General features: G+C 32.7%; 14 protein-coding genes and 1 pseudogene. 5 read left to right on the top strand and 10 right to left on the bottom strand.

The annotated features are described in order from the left end of the window. Nucleotides 1–2 precede the first annotated feature (2 nt). Together HRU50_RS15360 and HRU50_RS15355 are read right to left on the bottom strand one after the other, a co-directional pair. On the bottom strand, nucleotides 3–1184 hold the full coding sequence (locus HRU50_RS15360) for an argininosuccinate synthase domain-containing protein (RefSeq protein WP_296352085.1): 1182 nt from the start codon (nucleotides 1182–1184) through the stop codon (nucleotides 3–5). Further along, nucleotides 1181–1798, bottom strand: a complete 618-nt coding sequence (locus HRU50_RS15355) for a GNAT family N-acetyltransferase (protein WP_296352084.1) — start codon at nucleotides 1796–1798, stop codon at nucleotides 1181–1183. The genes HRU50_RS15360 and HRU50_RS15355 overlap by 4 nt, the downstream gene beginning before the upstream one ends. Before the next feature lie 397 nt (nucleotides 1799–2195). Between HRU50_RS15355 and msrB the strand changes: the two genes are divergently transcribed. From msrB to HRU50_RS15330, 5 genes are read left to right on the top strand one after another with little or no spacing between them, the layout of a single operon-like run. Beyond that, on the top strand, nucleotides 2196–2648 hold the full coding sequence (msrB, locus tag HRU50_RS15350; RefSeq protein WP_296352083.1) for a peptide-methionine (R)-S-oxide reductase MsrB: 453 nt from the start codon (nucleotides 2196–2198) through the stop codon (nucleotides 2646–2648). Continuing rightward, the gene (msrA, locus tag HRU50_RS15345) at nucleotides 2648–3190 is read left to right on the top strand and encodes a peptide-methionine (S)-S-oxide reductase MsrA (RefSeq protein WP_296352081.1); all 543 of its coding nucleotides are present in this window, start codon (nucleotides 2648–2650) and stop codon (nucleotides 3188–3190) included. Before msrB ends, msrA begins: the two co-directional genes overlap by 1 nt. A gap of 58 nt (nucleotides 3191–3248) precedes the next feature. Next, a complete protein-coding gene (locus tag HRU50_RS15340) occupies nucleotides 3249–3506 on the top strand; it encodes a glutaredoxin domain-containing protein (protein WP_296352079.1) in 258 nt (85 codons plus the stop codon). Next, a complete protein-coding gene (locus HRU50_RS15335) occupies nucleotides 3479–4438 on the top strand; it encodes an aldo/keto reductase (RefSeq protein WP_296352078.1) in 960 nt (319 codons plus the stop codon). The genes HRU50_RS15340 and HRU50_RS15335 overlap by 28 nt, the downstream gene beginning before the upstream one ends. Nucleotides 4439–4444: 6 nt before the next feature. Beyond that, a complete protein-coding gene (locus HRU50_RS15330; protein WP_296352077.1) occupies nucleotides 4445–4687 on the top strand; it encodes a hypothetical protein in 243 nt (80 codons plus the stop codon). Here HRU50_RS15330 and HRU50_RS15325 read toward each other — a convergent pair. The 8 genes and pseudogenes from HRU50_RS15325 to HRU50_RS15290 all read right to left on the bottom strand — a co-directional run. Further along, nucleotides 4684–6096, bottom strand: a complete 1413-nt coding sequence (locus HRU50_RS15325) for a TolC family protein (RefSeq protein WP_296352075.1) — start codon at nucleotides 6094–6096, stop codon at nucleotides 4684–4686. The genes HRU50_RS15330 and HRU50_RS15325 overlap by 4 nt on opposite strands. 10 nt (nucleotides 6097–6106) lie before the next feature. Then, a complete protein-coding gene (locus tag HRU50_RS15320; protein ID WP_296352073.1) occupies nucleotides 6107–6781 on the bottom strand; it encodes an ABC transporter ATP-binding protein in 675 nt (224 codons plus the stop codon). 20 nt (nucleotides 6782–6801) lie between these two features. Beyond that, nucleotides 6802–9186, bottom strand: coding sequence for an ABC transporter permease (locus HRU50_RS15315; RefSeq protein ID WP_296352070.1), 2385 nt, complete (start codon nucleotides 9184–9186; stop codon nucleotides 6802–6804). 154 nt (nucleotides 9187–9340) lie between these two features. Beyond that, nucleotides 9341–11737, bottom strand: coding sequence for an ABC transporter permease (locus HRU50_RS15310; RefSeq protein WP_296352068.1), 2397 nt, complete (start codon nucleotides 11735–11737; stop codon nucleotides 9341–9343). Between the two features lie 63 nt (nucleotides 11738–11800). Next, complete coding sequence (locus HRU50_RS15305; RefSeq protein WP_296352067.1) at nucleotides 11801–14248, bottom strand: ABC transporter permease; 2448 nt, start codon at nucleotides 14246–14248, stop codon at nucleotides 11801–11803. Nucleotides 14249–14287: 39 nt separating this feature from the next. Next, entirely contained in the window at nucleotides 14288–16687 is a 2400-nt protein-coding gene (locus HRU50_RS15300; protein WP_296352065.1) for an ABC transporter permease, read from the bottom strand. 49 nt (nucleotides 16688–16736) lie between these two features. Continuing rightward, nucleotides 16737–19136, bottom strand: a complete 2400-nt coding sequence (locus tag HRU50_RS15295; RefSeq protein WP_296352063.1) for an ABC transporter permease — start codon at nucleotides 19134–19136, stop codon at nucleotides 16737–16739. 184 nt (nucleotides 19137–19320) lie between these two features. Next, nucleotides 19321–19494, bottom strand: a pseudogene (locus HRU50_RS15290) (ABC transporter ATP-binding protein); the annotation flags it as partial.

Here is a 19494-nt window from a genome sequence, read left to right as displayed (position 1 = left end):
AATTAATTATTTACTTGTTGATGTATTTTGTTCTGATTACCGAGAATCTTAATAAATCCTTTGGCTTCATCAGCTGTCCAAGCCTTATTCATTTCACCATAGCTACCATACTTAGCCTTCATAAGGTCATGTTCTGAAATAATTCCATCTAATGAAAAATGATATGGTTTAAGCGTTATAATAATGTCACCCGAGACACATGCTTGGCTACTTTCTAAAAATGCTTCAATATCCCTCATAACTGGATCTAAATATTGACCTTCGTGAAGGTGCATTCCGTAAAAATTAGACATATAATCTTTATGTTGTAATTGCCACTTTGTTAAGGTGTGCTTTTCTAATAAATGGTGAGCTTTTATTGTAATTAAAGCAGCAGAAGCTTCAAAACCAACTCTGCCTTTTATACCAACGATAGTATCACCAACATGAATATCTCTACCAATAGCATATTTAGACGCAATGTCATTAAGTAACTCTATATTCTTTTCTGGTGCATTTTCTTTACCATTCAAAGCTACTAACTCACCTTTTGAAAACGTTAATTTTACCTTTTGAGATGTTGTCTCTTGCAATTTTGACGGATAAGCTTCTTCTGGTAAAGGTTTATCAGAAGTTAAAGTTTCATCGCCACCAACACTAGTTCCCCAAAGTCCTTTATTAATGGAATACTTCGCTTTTTCCCAGTTTAAATCAATACCATTTTCTTTTAAATAGGCGATTTCTTCTTGTCTTGATAATTTATTATCTCTTATTGGTGTAATTATTTGAATTTCTGGTGCAAGTATTTGAAAAATCATATCAAATCTTACTTGGTCATTTCCTGCGCCAGTGCTTCCGTGAGCAATGTATTTAGCATCGATATTCTTAGCATATTCAATAATTTCAATAGCCTGTACAATTCGCTCTGCACTTACTGAAAGCGGATAAGTATTATTCTTTAACACGTTTCCAAATATTAAATACTTCACAACTTTATTGTAAAATGTAGCTACAGCATCAATATTCTTATATGTTGAAACGCCCATTTTATAGGCATTAGACTCTATAGTTTTAATTTCTTCCTCAGAAAAACCACCTGTATTTACGCTTACCGCATGTACATCATAACCTGCTTTTGTCAAGCTAACAGCACAATAAGATGTGTCTAAACCACCACTATATGCTATGACTAATTTCTTTTTCATTTCTGTTCCTTTTTTAAAAACAGTGCTTGTTTTATACTCTTCAATCTTTTATAAGCTTTGCCTTTGAATTCTTTTTTTGACTTATTTTCTTCAGAATTTGCATCGTACAACATGCCTGTACACAAACACATTTTCTGTTCAGTTCTTTGAAGTACATCATAATTTTTACATGTTTGACAACCATTCCAGAAGGTTTGGTCGTCAGTTAATTCAGAAAATGTAACAGGTTTGTAACCTAAATCGCTATTCATTTTCATCACAGCTAATCCTGTTGTGATACTAAAGATTTTAGAGTTTGGAAACTTCGTTCTACTATGGTCAAAAATGGCTTTCTTAATCTTTTTTGCTAAACCTTGTCCTCTATAATTTGGATGCACTATAAGTCCTGAATTTGCTACAAATTTGCCGTGTCCCCAAGATTCTATATAGCAGAATCCTGCAAAATCATCGCTTTCTAAGGCAATAACCGCATTGCCTTTTTCCATTTTGTCAATAATATATTCAGGCTTTCGTTTTGCAATTCCTGTGCCTCTGTCTTTAGCAGCACCTGCTATTGTATCACAAATAGCATTTGCATATTTAGTATGTGACTTATCAGCAATAATGATTTTCATTATTTCTAATCTTTAACTTTTAACTTATGTTCTAATTGAAATTATTTGTTTTGAAAGCGGAACTGGACTCACCTATAGTTCCAAAAATAGAAACGCACCCTAAGGGCGACGAAAAACTGGACGTAACTTAGGACGGTTGTTAAAAATAACAACTGTTGTTAAAACAAATATGATTGTAAGTGCTATCACTTTGATTGTTTTGTTTACGTTAGATAAAAGTATGAATATATTTGAAACAAAACCATTATCTGTTATTTATTTCACAACTTTTATGTTATCCATAAAATAGCAGCTTTCATTTTGCTAAATTCGTAAAATCAGCGCGGTGAACTACTGTAAGAACAACGTGAGATTAGCGACAAAAACAAAGAATTACTAAAAAAGAAAGGAAAATAGTATGTTAACATGGAAAGACGTTATTAGTTTTTCAGTAAACGGAAACCCAACACCAGACAGAAGAGTAGAAAAATCTGAAGCTGAGTGGAAATCTCAATTAACACCAGAGCAATACAGAATCACCAGACAAAAAGGTACTGAGCGCGCACATACAGGTGCTTTGTGTCGTACTTATGATGCAGGTAAGTATAAATGCGTATGTTGTGGTACACCTTTATTTGATTCTACTATAAAATTTAGTTCTGGTACTGGTTGGCCAAGTTTTACCCAACCCATTAAAGAAAATGCTATTAAATATGAGAAAGACACCTCTTATGGCATGGTACGCGTTGAAGTAATGTGTAATACCTGTGATGGACATTTAGGACATGTTTTCCCTGATGGACCAGAACCAAGTGGACTGCGCTATTGTATTAACTCAGAATCTATGACTTTAGAAAAGGAGACCGCCTAATGACTACAAAGAATTTACAAATTGCCACAGTTGGTGGTGGCTGTTTTTGGTGTACGGAAGCCGTATTTCAAGAAGTAAAAGGTGTAGAAAAAGTGATTTCAGGATATTCTGGTGGAAATGTACCAGGCAAGCCAACTTATAGAGAAATTTGTTCGGGATTAACAGGACACGCTGAAGTTGTGCAAGTTACTTTTGATGCTAACGTGATAAGTTATACAGATATCTTGGTGATTTTTATGACGACACATGATCCTACAACCTTGAATAGACAAGGTGCAGATCGTGGTACACAATATCGCTCTGTAATTTATTATCATAACGATACTCAAAAAGAAGTGGCTAATGCTGTTGTTGAAGAACTTGGTAAATATTATGATGACCCCATAGTTACTGAAATTTCAGAGGCACAAACTTTCTATGATGCAGAACAAGAACATCAAGATTTTTACAAAAACAATCCTGATTATGGATATTGCAATTTTGTAATTGACCCAAAGCTTGCGAAGTTGAGAAAACTTCATGCTGATAAATTGAAAAACTAATTTTAAAAATTTCCAAAGCTGGTTTTACTAGCTTTGGAAATTAATAATTGAATCTATAATGAGTCAGCCAAACATCATATTATACGGTGCTCAAAGATGCCATAAAACCAAATATTATCAATCGTATTTAGATAATTTACAGTTAAAATACAGCTTTTTAGATGTAGAAGAGAATGAAGCTTTTGCTGAAGAACTTCGGAGTTTATATAACAACCGAAAACTCAACTTTCCGACAATTACAATCGGCAATAAAAAACTTAGAAATCCAAGTGATAACGATTTAATGAAATGGCTAAAAAAACAAGAATTGGTTTAGGAATGGCGGCATTAGGTCGACCAGATTACATTAACCTAAGAACGCATAAAAACATAGACAAATCTATAAAGGCATTTAGGTCTAATGCATTTCAAGTTTTAGACAAAGCCTATGCTCTCGGAATTAGAGACTTTGATGTTGCACCTTCTTATGGTTTAGGTGAAGAATTTCTACTCGATTGGCATAAAACCAAACACTTTAAGGATGTGGCATTTTCTACAAAGTTTGGTTATACCTATATGGCAGATTGGGAAATTGGCTTTAAAGGTAAGCATGAAGTCAAAGAACATTCTTTATCTAAATTAAATGAACAATGGGATATTTCTAGAGCTTTTCTACCTCATCTTAATATTTATCAAATACATTCAGCTACATTAGAAAGTGGAGTTTTAACTAATAATGCAGTACTCAGAAGACTCTATCAGCTCAAAAATGAATATGGTCTAAAAATTGGATTATCTTCAAGTGGTACTGCACAAGAATCTATCATAAAAACAGCTCAAGAAATTACTTTTGAAGGTGAAGATTTGTTTGACAGTTTTCAAGTAACCTATAATATATTCGAACAGTCAACTCATAACATATTAAAAGCGTTAATTCATAATCATAAAACGGTCATCATTAAAGAAGCACTAGCAAACGGTCGACTACTTCATCAATCAAGTTTAAAAACATATATACCTGCCTATGATTATTTACAGCAACTTGAAAAGAAATATAATGTAGGATATGATGCTATCGCGATTCGCTTTATTATAGACCATTTGAAACCTACGGTTGTTTTGAGTGGTGCTTCTAACATTGAACAACTTGAACAAAACTATAAAGCTTTAAATTTTAAACTTAATGATTTAGAAGTTAGAAAATTAGAAACTTTTATGGTATCAAAAGAATTCTATTGGCAAGAAAGAAGTAACTTAGAGTGGAATTAATTTCACATGATTAGAATATACGTCATAGGCTTATCCATTCTTATTGTTGCTATTTTGGCAAATGGAATTGTTGTTAAATTAGGGATTACATCTTGGTATCATTTTATAAACTTGTTGAGTAAAAATGGTAATCAAGTCTTTACAATGATAAGCATAATAGATTATATCTGGCTTTTTATTGCCTATCCTATAGTATTAGGTTTTGGCTATTGGGTTGGTGATGCTATACATAAAACAATCTTAGGCTAAAAATTGATTCCTCTATAGTAATCTAAAACTTTCACTCTCAACAAATAATCATATTTGGCGTTTTCTAAATTTACACGAGAAGCATCTAAATTATTCTTACTTGTAACGTAACTTAAAAAATTTGACACCCCATTATTAAACCTTATTTCATTTATACGATAAGATTCTTCATAAGCCTCTACTTGTTTAAGTAAACTTTGATATCTTCCATAAGCTGCCACCATATCAAAATGTACTTGTGCTATATTGTTTTTAATATCTAAATGCGTACGCTCCAATTCTAATATAGACTCTTGTACTCGTATTTTTTCTAATGCTACATTATTCTTTGCTCTAAATCCATTAAATAGGGGCACATTTACAGAAACACCAATTACGGTGTTTAAATTATTATCTAATTGATCCTCATAACTAATGGTCTGAGTTTCAAAAATTGGTTGTTCTGATTGAACTGATATCTCTTGTCCTTCAACTGTAACAAAAGCACCTGTATCAACAATTGTACTACCTGTTAAATTAAAGAGTTGTGCAGCACTAGAATAGTTTGTATTAACTCCACCAAAAATGGAAATTTCTGGTGTAAATTGAGATTTCGCTACGCTTACACCTTTTTTTGCAGCTTCTATCCTTAATTCATTCGCCTTAAATGTTGCTAAATTCTCGATAGCAGCTTTATACACCTCTTCTGCAGTTAAATTATAACTTTCAACTTCTAGCATTAGATTTTGAGGGTCAATTTCAAAATTACTAGGTAAATTTAATAATCGTAATAGTGTCTGAATTGAATTATTCAAATTGGATTGAGTTGTTAAAATACTCGTTTCATCATTCGCTAACTGTCCTAAAATATCAGCATAATCTGCTGGATTTCCAGACTCATTTTTATAGAAATCCTCTTGATTTTTAAGTTGCTGTTTTGTAGCGTCATAACGTTGCTCGGTTAAACCTAAAACAGCTTTATTATTAAGCACTTGTAAATAGGCTAAAGTGACGTTTAACACCAAATCTTGTTTAGCAGCCTCTAGTTCTTGTTCTGCGGCTTTTCTATTCAATCGGTTTTGCTTTGCAGCATTTAATAATCTAAAACCGTTAAACACAGTAAAATCTAAACTCAATCCCATATTTGAAAATGTTAACTCTTGATTTATGAAGTCATTTGTGAATGGATCAATACTACGACCATCATTTTTACCAAGATTAAAAGTTCCGTTTATTGTGGGTAAAATATTAGCTTTTGATTGTTGGTGATTTATCTTAGCTGAATTAGCCCTTAGGTTAGCGGACCTTAAATCTATATTATTTTCAAGGGCAATTTTGATACAATCTTCCAATGAATAGATTTCGCTTTGAGCAAATGCTCCCCAACCCATCATAAAAATGATGGCAAATAAGAATTGAAAATGTTTCATAATTTTGTGGTTATTCTGAGACTATTTCCCCATCTAGTAGATTAATAATTCTAGAACCATATGAGGCATTCTTCTCCGAGTGTGTTGCTTGTATAATTGTAACTCCTTCTTTATTTAATTCTGAAAATAATTCCATTATTTCTGTACTTTGCTTAGAGTTAAGGTTTCCTGTGGGTTCATCAGCCAGAATGAGTTTAGGATTACCTATAAGAGCTCTTGCAATACCAACTAATTGTTGCTGTCCGCCACTTAATTGCTCAGGGAATAAATCTTTTTTCCCAACAATATTAAAGCGATCTAACATATCAGCTACTAAAGCTTTGCGTTCTGATGATTTAACATTTTTATATAACAATGGAGTTTCTATATTTTCAAATACAGTTAACTCATCAATCAGATGATAAGCCTGAAATACAAAACCTATATATTCTTTGTAAAGCATAGATCTTTTCTTTTCCTTCATACTATGAACAGGTTGTCCTAAAAAGGTGTAACCACCACCATTAAAATTATCTAACATTCCTATACAATTAAGAAGTGTAGATTTACCAGAACCCGACGGACCCATTAACGAAATAAACTCTCCTTCCTTTACTTGCAGGTTGATGTTGTTCAATAAAGTAACCTTATTGTTACCTGAATTTACAGACCTTGTCGCTTCATTTAAACTTAATAATATGCTCATTTTTTGATTGTTGTTAATTCTTATTCTGTTTTTAAACTATCTACAGGATTAGCAGTAGCACTTCTAACTGCTCTAAGACCTAATGTTATGGCGGTAATGCATAATGCAATTAAACCGGCAACAGCAAACATCCACCATTTAATTGATATGCTGTAAGCAAACTTATCTAACCAAGTGCTCATTATATACCATGCCAGTGGAAATGCAATTATGGCCGCAACAGCAACTAGTATTAAATAATCTTTTGATAATAAGAGAACAATTTTTGTTACACTCGCACCAAGTACTTTTCTAATTCCAATTTCTTTGACTTTTCGCTTTGCTGTAAATGAGATTAAACCAAATAACCCAAGACAACTAATAAAAATGGCTGTCAATGCCGTTATATTAACTGATTTTAATATACCTTCAATTAATAAATACTGTCCACTCACCATGTCTGAAAGTCGTGATTGTACATAAGTCTTTCGAGATGAAATGTCATTAAAAGCTTCAGTAATTTTATTCTCAACACTAATTTCATGACCTTCTTGAACACTAACTGTCAAAAACCTGTGCAGTCTCAGTTCTTTATGACTACGATATATGTGTACTAAAGGTTCAACCGCTTCCTGTAAATCTTCATAATGAAAATCCTTAACCACACCAACAATTGGTAAACCAGTACTATTAGAATCTTTATAATTAAGTCGTTTTCCTTCTATTGAAGTCCATCCGAATGCTCTCATTGCGGCTTCATTAATTATTACTGGCCTTTCATCTGGCTGATCTATATTTCTGTCAAAGTGTCGTCCTTCTACTAATGGAACCTCTAATGTTTTAAAATAGGAGTCATCAGCGTATGATCTTCGCATTCTGACATCGTTATTAATTGTAGGATCATAATACGAACTGTAATTAAAATAGTAGTCAGACGGAATAGACTCACTGGTTGACACACTCTTAACATAAGGATTAGACTCTAAATCATTAAGTAACGCATTAAATTTAGACTGAGCATCATCCAAATTCTTATAATCTAAATCTAGGTTGCCGACTAAAATACTATTGCGCTCAAAACCAAGATCTGCACTTTTCATAAAACTAATCTGTCTATTAAGGATTACAGAGACACAGATACACAAAATAGCGATACTAAATTGTAGAATAATAAATGAATTCCTTAACAAAAAGTTATTCTTAATTCGATCAATCTTACCTTTTATACCAATAGTCACAGGAATTTTTACAAAACGTAAACTCGGAACTATAGATACCATAAGTGTTGATAAAATACCAACTATAACTATACCAGCAATTACAGGATAATCGTTTAGAATATTAAATGATATTTCTCCAAATTCAGGACCAAAAGCGTCATTAAGCCTTGGTAAATTCACTGTAAGGAATAACAAAATTGATAATCCAATTGACACAAAAACAAGTATACCATTTTCAATGCAGTACTGATAAACTAAACTTTTCTTAGAACTTCCTAATACCTTTCTCACAGCCAATGTCTTAGTGCGACCTAACATTGTCGAAGTATTCAGATTCAATAGATTCACAAGTATAATCAATAAAATAAAAAAGGATGCGGCAATTGAACTCGTAATTATAACATCTACAATAGGCATTAAATCAGTTCTCATTTCTTTATAAGGCATTAATTTTACTTCTGAAATAGATTCTAAATCAGTATAATGCTCTTCAACAAGTCGAGTTATGTGTTCCTGAAACCCCGCAATATTTGTATCAGCACTTAACTTTAAATCAATTGGAGAAAAACTATTTTCCCAATTGTTTTGTGCTACAAAATTTGGATTTTCTTTTAAAATAGTATTCGGCAAAATAACACCTAATCTAAAAGATGAATATGGACTTATAGGTTTTAAAACTCCCGTCACTTGGAGATTTAATGTATCTGCACCAATAAGTGTTTTACCTACAGGATTAGAATCACCAAAAATTTGACGACTTACTTTATCGGTTAATACAATTGAATATTTATTCTTTAATGCTGTATCAGAATTCCCATATTTAAAAGGAAGATCAAAAACCTCAAAAAACTCTGGGTCTGCATAGTCAGTTCTATTCTGAAAATCCTTATTATCCTTTTCTAACCATATATTTCCCCAACCGTGTAAATGTGTACCTGCTATGACTTTTGGCGAACTAGACTTAATTACATCTAAAAAAGGATACGGAACTGAGCGATACTCATCCCCATTTTTCAAAACAGTTTTTAAATAAAAAATGGATTCCTTTTCAGGGATATTATTATCAGCTGTATAATAGGCATAAACTGAAAAAAGCAAAGTTAATACACTAGAAATACCAATGCTTAAACCAAGTAAATTAAGGATGGATAGTGTTTTATTTTTCCAAAGATTTCGTACTGATGTTGTAATGTGATTTTTTATCATGATGAATTTTAAAACTCTTTATAATAACATAGTGAAGATGATGCCAAAAACATAAGGTTCTGATTATCTGTAATTTAAATTTTTACAACTACTCAAAATTGTCCGAAAATGATACACTTTTTGTTCATAAACGAACAATATTTAAAACCAACATTTATTCAGATCTAAGTGAATTAATAGGATTACTTGTGGCGGCCCTAAGTCCTTGGATTGATAAGGTTAGAACTGATAAAAGTGTCGCAATAGCACCTGCAATCACAAAAGACCACCATGGTACATTTATCTTAAATGCAAAATAACTAAGCCAGCTATCTGATAAATACCAACCTAGTGGTGTAGCAACTGCAATTGCTAACAGAACTAATCTTATAAAGTCTTTAGAAAGCAAAACAACTATTTCGGATATGGATGCACCTAAAACCTTTCTTATCCCAATTTCTTTCATGCGTTTCTCTGCCATAAACGTAACCAATCCTAGTAAACCTAAACCTGCAATTATTAGGGCCAAAACAACAAATACATAAAAAACAAAAGATAATCGCTCTTCGGCTTTGTATAGGGTATCAAAGGCATCGTCCATAAATTGATAAGAAAAAGATACTGTTTCATCAAATTCTTTGTAAGTGCCTTCTAACTTATCTAGTAAACTAGGAATCTCAACCTTGTCGGCGAGCTTCACGTATAAATAAGAGTTGTAAACACCTAATATATTCTCATTGGCATTAGTCTCTGAACTCACAAAGAATGCTAAAGGTTTTATTGGGTTTTCTAACGATGTATAATTAAAATCATTAACAACACCCGCCACCTCAAAAGATCTATTCCCAAAATTCATTTGCTCACCTCTAGGATCTGGTTTTAACCCTAAACCTTCGATTGTTTTTTTATTAATAATCACTTTACTGTTTTCTGAGAAAGCTGTTCTTTCTTTAGGTTTTAAATACCATGTAACACCTAAAGTTTTTATAAAATGTTCATCTACATTAAATGTAGATACTGTGTAACTTTCTTGGCTATTTTCTTTTGAAACAAAATAGGCACTATAACCACCATATATCTGATTCATAGCTAAAGTTGTTTGTTCAACTTCAGGTAATTTATCAACTTCATTTCTAAATGCAGTCGCATTTGTCATCATTGAAGTTTCAACAGGAATCATAATAATATTACTTCTGATTAAACCAGTGTCCTTATTTCGCATAAAGTCCAATTGTGCGCTCATAACAATACCACATATAATGAGTAAAACGGCAATAGCAAACTGAAATATTGTAAAGACCTTTCTTACAGAAACACTACCTGTATGCTTTGTAAGTTTATTTTTGAAATTCTTAATTGGGTTTAAAGACGATAAGACCAAAGCAGGATAAATTCCTGAAGTTACAACAGCAAAAAGGAACACTCCAGTTAACACCATGATAAACAGACCATTAAAATAGAAGGAATTATCAACATTGATGTTTAACAACTCTAAAAAAAGATCTTTAAAAAGAATACTTATTAGAAGCCCTACTACGAATGAAATACAAACAAAAATTGCTGACTCAATATAAAACTGAAGCGCAATGCTCTTTCTACCTGCACCGCTTATCTTTCTAACACCAACTTCTTTTGCTCGTGTGCCAGCCCGCGCTGTCGTAAGACTCATATAATTTGTTAGCGCAAGTATTAAAATCAACAAAGCTACAATTGGAAACACACTTAAATAATTAAATCTACCATTATCTGCATTTAAATCATGTGTTTCAGTAAACTTTTCTAGAACAAAAGTTGTATCTGCTTCTTCATTGGTCAAACGGTCTAATCGCATTGCTGTTGCCTCTACTTCATTTGCCTTTTTAACATCCTTCAATTTTAAATACGTTGTAAAACTTCCTCCTTGAAAATAATCAGTACTCATCAATTCTTTTGTTTCTTCCATTGCCGATAAGCTTTTCATAGAAATCAAAAAATCTGAAGTGATGGATGAGTTTGATGGAAAGTCTTCCATAATACCAGTTATAGTAAATGTATATGCCTTATCTTGATTTAAGCTAAGTTGTTTACCTATTGGATTCTGCGAACCAAAATATTTCTCAGATACAGTTTTAGTTAATACAATTGAAAATGGTTGATTCAATACACTTTCAGCATTTCCGTACAATAAATTAAATGAGAAGAACGTGAAAAAATTTGCATCGACTGCAGCAATATTGTCTTCAGAGATTGGCTGTGACTTAGGTAATATAGTAGCAACACGCATAGCCTGATTATGCTTATAATACCTTAATACCTCATCAATATTTGAGTCATTCTCTTTTAGCTGGCCTGCTACAACGTGACTCATTCTTTTCATTCTTATTTTTTCGTCACCTACTTTAAATTCTCCAACAGTTGTATAAATTTTATTTGAGTCCTCATGAAACTTATCATAACTCTTCTCATGAGAAACATACATGGTAATTAAAATACACGCTGCCAAACCTAAAGACAAACCGACCAGGTTTATAAAACTATTGAGTTTGTTTCTGAAGAAATTTCTAAATGCAATTTTTAAATAATTTTTAAACATAAAATTCGTTTTTAAGACCAAAGTTTAGTCGGTCAAATTTGATTGAATTATTGACAAAAAGGACTATTCAGATCTTAATGAACTTACAGGATTGACACTTGCTGCCCGTAGGGTTTTTATACTAATTACTAGTAAGGCAAAGACAATCATTGATAAACCACTTATAAGAAAAACCCAGAAACTCATAGTTGTTTTAAAGGCAAAATCTTGAAGCCATTCATTAATACCATACCATGCTAATGGTGCTGCAATAACAAAAGCTATAGCCACAAGTACTAAAAACTCTTTGCACAACAACGTGTTTATTTGAAGTATCGAAGCACCAAGCACTTTTCTAACACCAATTTCCTTGATACGTCTGTTGGTCGTATAAATAACTAAACCTAATAAACCAAGACAACTAATAAGAATAGAAAGACCTGTTGCCCAATTTAGCAACTTAGAAACCTTCTTCTCACGATCATAAAACTTTGCGATTGATTCGTCCATGAATTCTATACGATAATCCTCAACTTCTGTATAAACTTGTTTATATAAAGATTCAATTGTATTTAAGGTAGATTTTAGCTCTTCCGAACTAGAATTATTAAACGCAATATGCACGGCTCTAAATTGAGTAAAATCCTTACGATACCAATCTCCTACCAAGGCCATTGGTTTAATGTCTGAACGAAGTGAACGTTGATGGAAATCTGCCATGACACCAACAATTGGAACCTTTCTATCACCAAAATCTACCATAGAGCCAAGAGCCTCTTTTGGTTGACTAAAACCATAAGCTTTAAGAGCAGCCTCATTAATTACTAATTCTTGAATAGTGTCATTTCTATATACTCTTCCAGCTAAAAGTTCAAGCTCAAAAAGTTTTTGATACTGCGTGTCTCCAAAAATAAATTGTAAATCTGACTGTACTTCTGAATTGCCATTGTTTAATGTGGTCGTTGAAGAATTGGTATTAAAAGATGCAGGTGGCATTCCACCTAAACTAATGCTTTTTATTTGAGGTATGGACTTGAGTTTTTGAGCATAAATTTCCTTTTTTGATAGTTCGCCCTCACTCCTCGGACTAAAAACAGATACTATAGCCTCTGTTTTAAAACCCATATCCTTACTCAGTAAAAAATTAATCTGCTTACCTACCAATAAGGTGCCTATGATAAATATCTGAGCGATTGTAAACTGAAATACAGTTAAAAACTTACGTAAACCTACTTTCTTATCTCCAATACCTAAATGGTTTTTAAGAACTGAAACAGTATTAAATTTTGACAAAACTAATGCAGGATAAAAGCCAGATAAAAACGTAACAAGTACTAAGAGTAAAATAATACCTAGTAAAATTAGGGGTTCTGCTAATAAACTGAATTCTAAATCTGACGGTACAAAATCTGAAAATACTTTTATCAACCATTTAGTCATTACTACGGATAATATGGCTGAAATTAACACGAGAATAAAGGTCTCACCCATAAATTGCCAAATCAATTGTTTTCTAGAACTCCCCAATGTTTTTCTAATACCAATTTCCTTAGCACGTTGCGTTGCTTGAGCTGTATTTAGATTAATAAAGTTGATACAACCAAGTAATAAAAGAAAAATTGCAACTAATACTAAGTTCCTTAATAGTACTTTACTCGCCATTCCTTTTTCCCAATCATATATACCATAATCCTCATTGAAATGAATGTCGCGTAAAGGTTGCAGAACAAACTCTCTTGTTTGTCCATATTTTTTAGAATCTTCGTCTGTATTTGCTTCAGCTAATTCGTGTAGTTCTTTTTTAACTTTATTTAAATCATCATTTTCTTTAACCTTCACAAACAATTGGGAGTTAGAATTAGTGCTGTTCCAATTTCTTTCAATAAAAGTTTCTCTAAGTCTTGTCTGTAATATTGTTGGATGAGAAATAAATTCCTCAAAAACAAAATCTGTTCTACTTTTAAAATTCTCTACAACGCCAGTAACATTAATATTTAAAGAGTCATTGTAAACCAATGTTTTACCAATTATTTCGGAAGGTTTTAGGTTTGGAAAATATTCCTTAGCTCTATTTTCAGTTAGAATGACCTCATTTGGATTTGATAGAATCGTATTCTCATTGCCGGCTAAGAACTTATATTTAAACATGTCAAAATAAGATGCATTAGCATAGATTACAAAACTCGGCCATTTAAATTCGGTTTGATTAACCTTGTTTTCTACCTTAAAAGGACGCAGAATATAAAACCCATTGACGATTTCAAAACTTGAATTATCCTCAATTGCGGTTTCTAATGCTGTTGACACACCAGGATTATAAAACTCACCTTCTGAGCTATCAAAGTCAGTGACTATTCTATATATTCTATCAGTATCTTTATGAAAATTGTCAAAAGTAAAATCATAGTAAATCATTAACCCAATAATGAATGATGTGCATAAACCAATTGTTAAACCTATAATATTAATTAAGGAAAACATCTTGTGCTTCATGATATTTCTCCAAGCTATTTTGAAATAATTTCTAAGCATAATTGTTTACTTTTTATAATGATTTTTGATTATTAATATTTATTCTGTTCTTAATGATTTAACAGGATTTGTGGTTGCAGCTTTAATGGCTTGAAAACTCACTGTAATTAATGTAATTATTATTGCACCAAAACATGCTATAACAAAAACATCCCAACCTAAGGGTGAACGATAGGTGAACTTTTGAAGCCATCTGCTCATAACATAATATGCTAAGGGTGATGCAATTGCTAAAGCTATGGTTACTAAGGTTATAAAATCTTTAGACAATAAGAGCCATAGTTGACCAACGGAAGCACCCAATACTTTGCGCACTCCAATTTCTTTGGTACGTTGCTCAGCCACAAACGATGCTAAACCAAACAACCCTAAACAGCTAATAAAAATGGCTAATGCAGAAAATACTTGTGCTAAACTTGCAATACGCTCCTCAGCCCTGAATTTTTTTCCATACTCCTCATCAGCAAATTGATAATTAAAAGGTGTATTAGGAAAATTCTTTTTAAACGTACTTTCAATAAGTAAAAGGTTTTCCGAAATGCTATTTTTTGGATTTAAGCGGAGACTATAGAAATTCATGCTACTTTGGGTATCAAAAACATACATGGCTTGCTTAACCTTGCTATATGGTGAGGTTACAACCATATCTTCAATTACACCAATGATCTTGTAGGGCTTTACATTAGTACTAGGATTATTATGGCGAATGTATTTACCAATAGGATCTTGTATTTTCATATAATCCACTGCTGTTTTATTAAGTATCACACCAGAAGAATCTGTAGCAAATCCTCTTGAAAAAGCCCTGCCATCAATTACATTAAGGCCAAGGGTTTTAACGAAATCATAATGGACAGAGATAAATGCAAAATCTTCCTGAAAGCCCTCTGGTTTTCCTTCCCAATTATAACCACTAATATTGGAAAAAACATCAGTAGTAGGACTACTCATAGTGGTCATACTTACGACACCTCCAGAGTTTATAAACTGTTCTCGCATTAAATCTTGCTTACCATCAAATTCGTCACTTAAAGTGAATACCTCTATGAGACCTTCTTTGTCATACCCAACTGGCCGATCTTTACTAAATTGAATCTGATCAATTACTACTAAAGTTCCAATGATTAACGCCACCGAAATACTGAACTGAGTAACCACTAGAATTTTTCGAGGTAAGGAAGAATTTTTCCCTACTTTAAAAGCTCCTTTTAATACTTTTACTGGGTTAAAAGAGGACAAATACATAGCTGGATAACTACCAGACAGTATTGTCATAATTACAATAAAAACTAGGGCACTTAACCAAAACGTTAAATTACTCCATGGAAATACAATGCTTTTACTTGCCAATGCATTAAACCCATTCAAGAATAATAACACAATCCCAATAGCAAGGACAAAGGAAAGAACAACAATTGCAAAAGACTCAGATAAAAACTGAAAAATAAGTTGCCTTCTTTGAGAACCTATAGACTTACGGATACCAACTTCAATTGCTCTTTTTGCAGATCGCGCTGTACTTAAATTCACAAAATTAATACAGGCTAATAATAAAATAAATACACCGATTATTCCAAACATCCATAGGTTCTCAATGCGTCCGCCAGTTTGCACACCGTTATCCCAATTATTCCTTAAATACCAATCTTCCATAGGGAATAAGAATATTTGTGGATTAAATTCTGCTTCGTCCTTAGAACGATCTTTCTTGACGTTAAGGATCTTTTGAGTAACGGCTTCCATCGTTGTATTGGGATTAATTTTTACATATAATTGAAAGGAATTATTGCCCCAATTATCTCTTACACGCTTATGCCAATCACTTGCAGCAATTAGTGCTTCCCATGGAATTATAAATTCTACACTACTAAAAGATGAATTATTCGGTAAATCTTTATAAACTGCAGAGACATTAAGATTAAAGTAGTTATTAATACTAATTGTCTTTCCGATCGCTGGTTCGTCTCCAAACAAAGCTTTGGCTGTAGACTGTGCAATCATTATCGCATTTAATTTTTCAAGGCTATTTTCATCACCATCAAGAAACTCTAGCTCCAATAAATCTGGAGCGCCAGATTGCATAAAATTACCAGAGAAAGTAAGATTAATATCTTCATAGCTTAGATTAAGTGCTTCATTCCATGAAGACATTATGATATGCTCAAAATTATCAGCATAATCCTCACGCAAGGCAAACTCTAAAGGTCGTGGTATGGCAGCTCCAGTATCTACAATACCGTTATAGGTTTCACTCTGGTAAACTTGAGCTATATATGCTTTATCTCTAGAATAACTATCATAGCTTAATTCGTCATAAATCCATAAAGCTATTAACATAGCTGCTGCCATTCCAATTGCTAGACCAGAAATGTTTATAAATGAATATACGTTGTTTTTTATAAGGTTTCTAAACGCTATTTTTAAATAATTTTTAAACATAACACTTGATTTTAGCTCTGAAATACATTCAGAACATATTGATGATTGGCTACTCTGTTCTTAATGACTTAACAGGATTTGTGGTTGCAGCCTTAATAGCTTGAAAACTCACTGTAATTAATGTAATTACTATTGCACCAAAACATGCTATCACAAAAACATCCCAACCTAAGGGTGAACGATAGGTGAACTTTTGAAGCCATCCGCTCATAACATAATATGCTAAGGGTGATGCAATTGCTAAAGCTATTGTAACTAAGGTTATAAAATCTTTAGACAATAACAGCCATAGTTGACTTACCGAAGCACCCAATACTTTGCGCACTCCAATTTCTTTGGTACGTTGCTCAGCCACAAACGATGCTAAACCAAACAACCCTAAACAGCTTATAAAAATGGCCAATGCGGTAAATACTCTTGCTAAACTTGCAAGGCGCTCTTCTGCTCTAAATTTCATTCCATATTCTTCATCTACAAATTGATAATCAAATGGTGTCCCTGGGAAATTTTGTTTAAAGGCACTTTCAATTAATGATAAGTTTTCACTAGTACTTTTTTTAGGATTTAGTCTTAAATTATAAAAGGCAATGTTTCCCCATCTATCAAAATCGTACATGGCTTGTTTCACTGGTTCATATGGCGATTGTACTACCATATCATCTATAACACCTATTATTTTCAAATCTAAAAATTCACCTTCACCATTAGAAGACCTGATTATCTTACCAACAGGATCTTGCAAGCCCATGTGCTTTAAAGCTGTTTTATTGAGAATTACCGCATTAGAGTCTGAAGCAAACTCTCTAGAAAATCCTCGACCATCGATAATCTTAAGACCCAAGGTTTCTACAAAATCATAATTAACAGAAGTGTAAGCTAAATCCTCCTGAAGTCCTTCGGGTTTTCCTTCCCATGTATAACCACTACGATTAGACCAAACACTTGTGGTAGGACTACTTGTTGTTGTCATATGAATAGCTCCGCCAGAAGCTAAAAATTGATTTCGCATAACTTCTTGTTTGCCTTCAAATTCAGCACTCATTACTGGAATTTGAATAAGTCCTTCTTTATCGTAACCTGTTGGTCGGTCTTTGCTAAACTGAATCTGATTCATAACCACCAAGGTTCCAATAATTAATGCGATAGAAACAGTAAACTGAGTTACTACAAGTACTTTTCGCGGCAAAGAGGCAAAACGTCCTGCCTTAAATGTGCCTTTTAAGACCGCAACCGGATTAAATGATGATAAATATAATGCAGGGTAACTACCCGATAAAAACGCAGTGATAAAAATAAAAGCAACAGAACCCAACCAAAAACCAATATTTGTCCATGGAAATACGATTGATTTACTAGCAAGGTTATTAAACGAATTTAGACTCAACAATACTATACCTGTGGCAAAAACATAAGCTAAAACCACTATTAAAAATGACTCCGTTAGAAATTGGAAAATAAGTTGCCCTCTTTGTGAACCTATAGACTTTCTAATACCTACTTCTGTAGCCCGCTTTTCGGAACGTGCTGTGCTTAAGTTGATAAAATTAATACAAGCTAAAATCAAAATGAAGGCACCTATAATACCAAAAAGCCAAACATTTTCAATTCGTCCACCAGATTGGATTCCGTTTTCAAAATCATTTCGCAGATACCAATCTTCCATCGGAAATAAAAACATCTCAGGATTGTATTCTACTAAATCAGGAGCTTTAGTCTTTTTTATGTTCTTAATTTTAGATGTCACTGCATCCATAGTTGTATTTTCATTGATCTGCACGAATAACTGAAACGAATTATTATCCCACACATCCTTTGTCTGCTCTAACCATTCTTGAGTGGTGACATAAAAATCCCAGGACATGATATATTCCATATCACCAAAATGATTACCTTCTGGAATGTCCTTGTAAACACCTGAAATCATTAAATCATGTGCATTATTTACCTTTATAGTTTTACCAATGGGATTTTTAGACCCAAAAATTGCAACTGATGTAGATTCTGATATCATAATAGAATTCATATCCTCTAACCCATTTCTTACACCAGAAATCATTTCCAATTCTAACATCTCAGGGGCACCTTTTTGCATAGCGTTTCCGGTAATATAAATATTGGTTTCACCATACTTTAAATAACGTGGTTGCTCCCATGACGCCATTATTATATGCTTAAAATTGTCATTATACTCTTCTCGCAAAGCAAACTCTAAAGGTCGAGGAATTGCCGGCCCAGTGCCAGTAACACCATTCCATGTTTGGTGTTGATAAATCTGAGCTATAGTATTTTTATTTTTAAAATGGCTATTAAAATTTAATTCATCATAAATCCATAACCCTATAAGTATAGTAGCTGCCATACCAATAGCTAAACCAGAAATATTAATAAGTGAATACACCTTATTTTTAAGTAGATTTCTAAAAGCTATTTTGAAATAATTTTTAAGCATGATATTCTTGATTATAACCTATCTATTTTTAAAAGATAGACTGTTCGTTTTTTGATTGATTCACCATAGCTTGATCGAAGGTGAGTTGTTTGGTTATCAACACTTCAGATAAGTTGATTGATTGACATGGTTGGCATTAAATCTGAAGTGTTTTAACCAGATTGATTTTGATTGATGATATTATTTATGCTAAAATGTTTTCGGTAACTTTTTGACCATCTAACATTCTAATAATTCTATGACTATACTTAGCATCGTGTTCACTGTGTGTTACCATAATTATTGTAGTGCCAGCTTCGTTAAGATCTATAAGCAAATCCATAACTTCATTACCATTAGCACTATCTAAATTGCCAGT

Origin of the sequence: Winogradskyella sp., from assembly GCF_013213835.1 — a bacterium.
Taxonomy (GTDB): domain Bacteria; phylum Bacteroidota; class Bacteroidia; order Flavobacteriales; family Flavobacteriaceae; genus Winogradskyella.
This window is presented reverse-complemented; position numbering and strand designations above follow the sequence as displayed.

Excerpts from the sequence above, each read along its gene's own strand:
- HRU50_RS15360 (WP_296352085.1), bottom strand. The coding sequence starts at position 1,184 with ATGAAAAAGAAATTAGTCATAGCATATAGTGGTGGTTTAGACACATCT.
- HRU50_RS15355 (WP_296352084.1), bottom strand. The coding sequence starts at position 1,798 with ATGAAAATCATTATTGCTGATAAGTCACATACTAAATATGCAAATGCT.
- msrB (WP_296352083.1), top strand. The coding sequence starts at position 2,196 with ATGTTAACATGGAAAGACGTTATTAGTTTTTCAGTAAACGGAAACCCA.
- msrA (WP_296352081.1), top strand. The coding sequence starts at position 2,648 with ATGACTACAAAGAATTTACAAATTGCCACAGTTGGTGGTGGCTGTTTT.
- HRU50_RS15340 (WP_296352079.1), top strand. The coding sequence starts at position 3,249 with ATGAGTCAGCCAAACATCATATTATACGGTGCTCAAAGATGCCATAAA.
- HRU50_RS15335 (WP_296352078.1), top strand. The coding sequence starts at position 3,479 with ATGGCTAAAAAAACAAGAATTGGTTTAGGAATGGCGGCATTAGGTCGA.
- HRU50_RS15330 (WP_296352077.1), top strand. The coding sequence starts at position 4,445 with ATGATTAGAATATACGTCATAGGCTTATCCATTCTTATTGTTGCTATT.
- HRU50_RS15325 (WP_296352075.1), bottom strand. The coding sequence starts at position 6,096 with ATGAAACATTTTCAATTCTTATTTGCCATCATTTTTATGATGGGTTGG.
- HRU50_RS15320 (WP_296352073.1), bottom strand. The coding sequence starts at position 6,781 with ATGAGCATATTATTAAGTTTAAATGAAGCGACAAGGTCTGTAAATTCA.
- HRU50_RS15315 (WP_296352070.1), bottom strand. The coding sequence starts at position 9,186 with ATGATAAAAAATCACATTACAACATCAGTACGAAATCTTTGGAAAAAT.
- HRU50_RS15310 (WP_296352068.1), bottom strand. The coding sequence starts at position 11,737 with ATGTTTAAAAATTATTTAAAAATTGCATTTAGAAATTTCTTCAGAAAC.
- HRU50_RS15305 (WP_296352067.1), bottom strand. The coding sequence starts at position 14,248 with ATGCTTAGAAATTATTTCAAAATAGCTTGGAGAAATATCATGAAGCAC.
- HRU50_RS15300 (WP_296352065.1), bottom strand. The coding sequence starts at position 16,687 with ATGTTTAAAAATTATTTAAAAATAGCGTTTAGAAACCTTATAAAAAAC.
- HRU50_RS15295 (WP_296352063.1), bottom strand. The coding sequence starts at position 19,136 with ATGCTTAAAAATTATTTCAAAATAGCTTTTAGAAATCTACTTAAAAAT.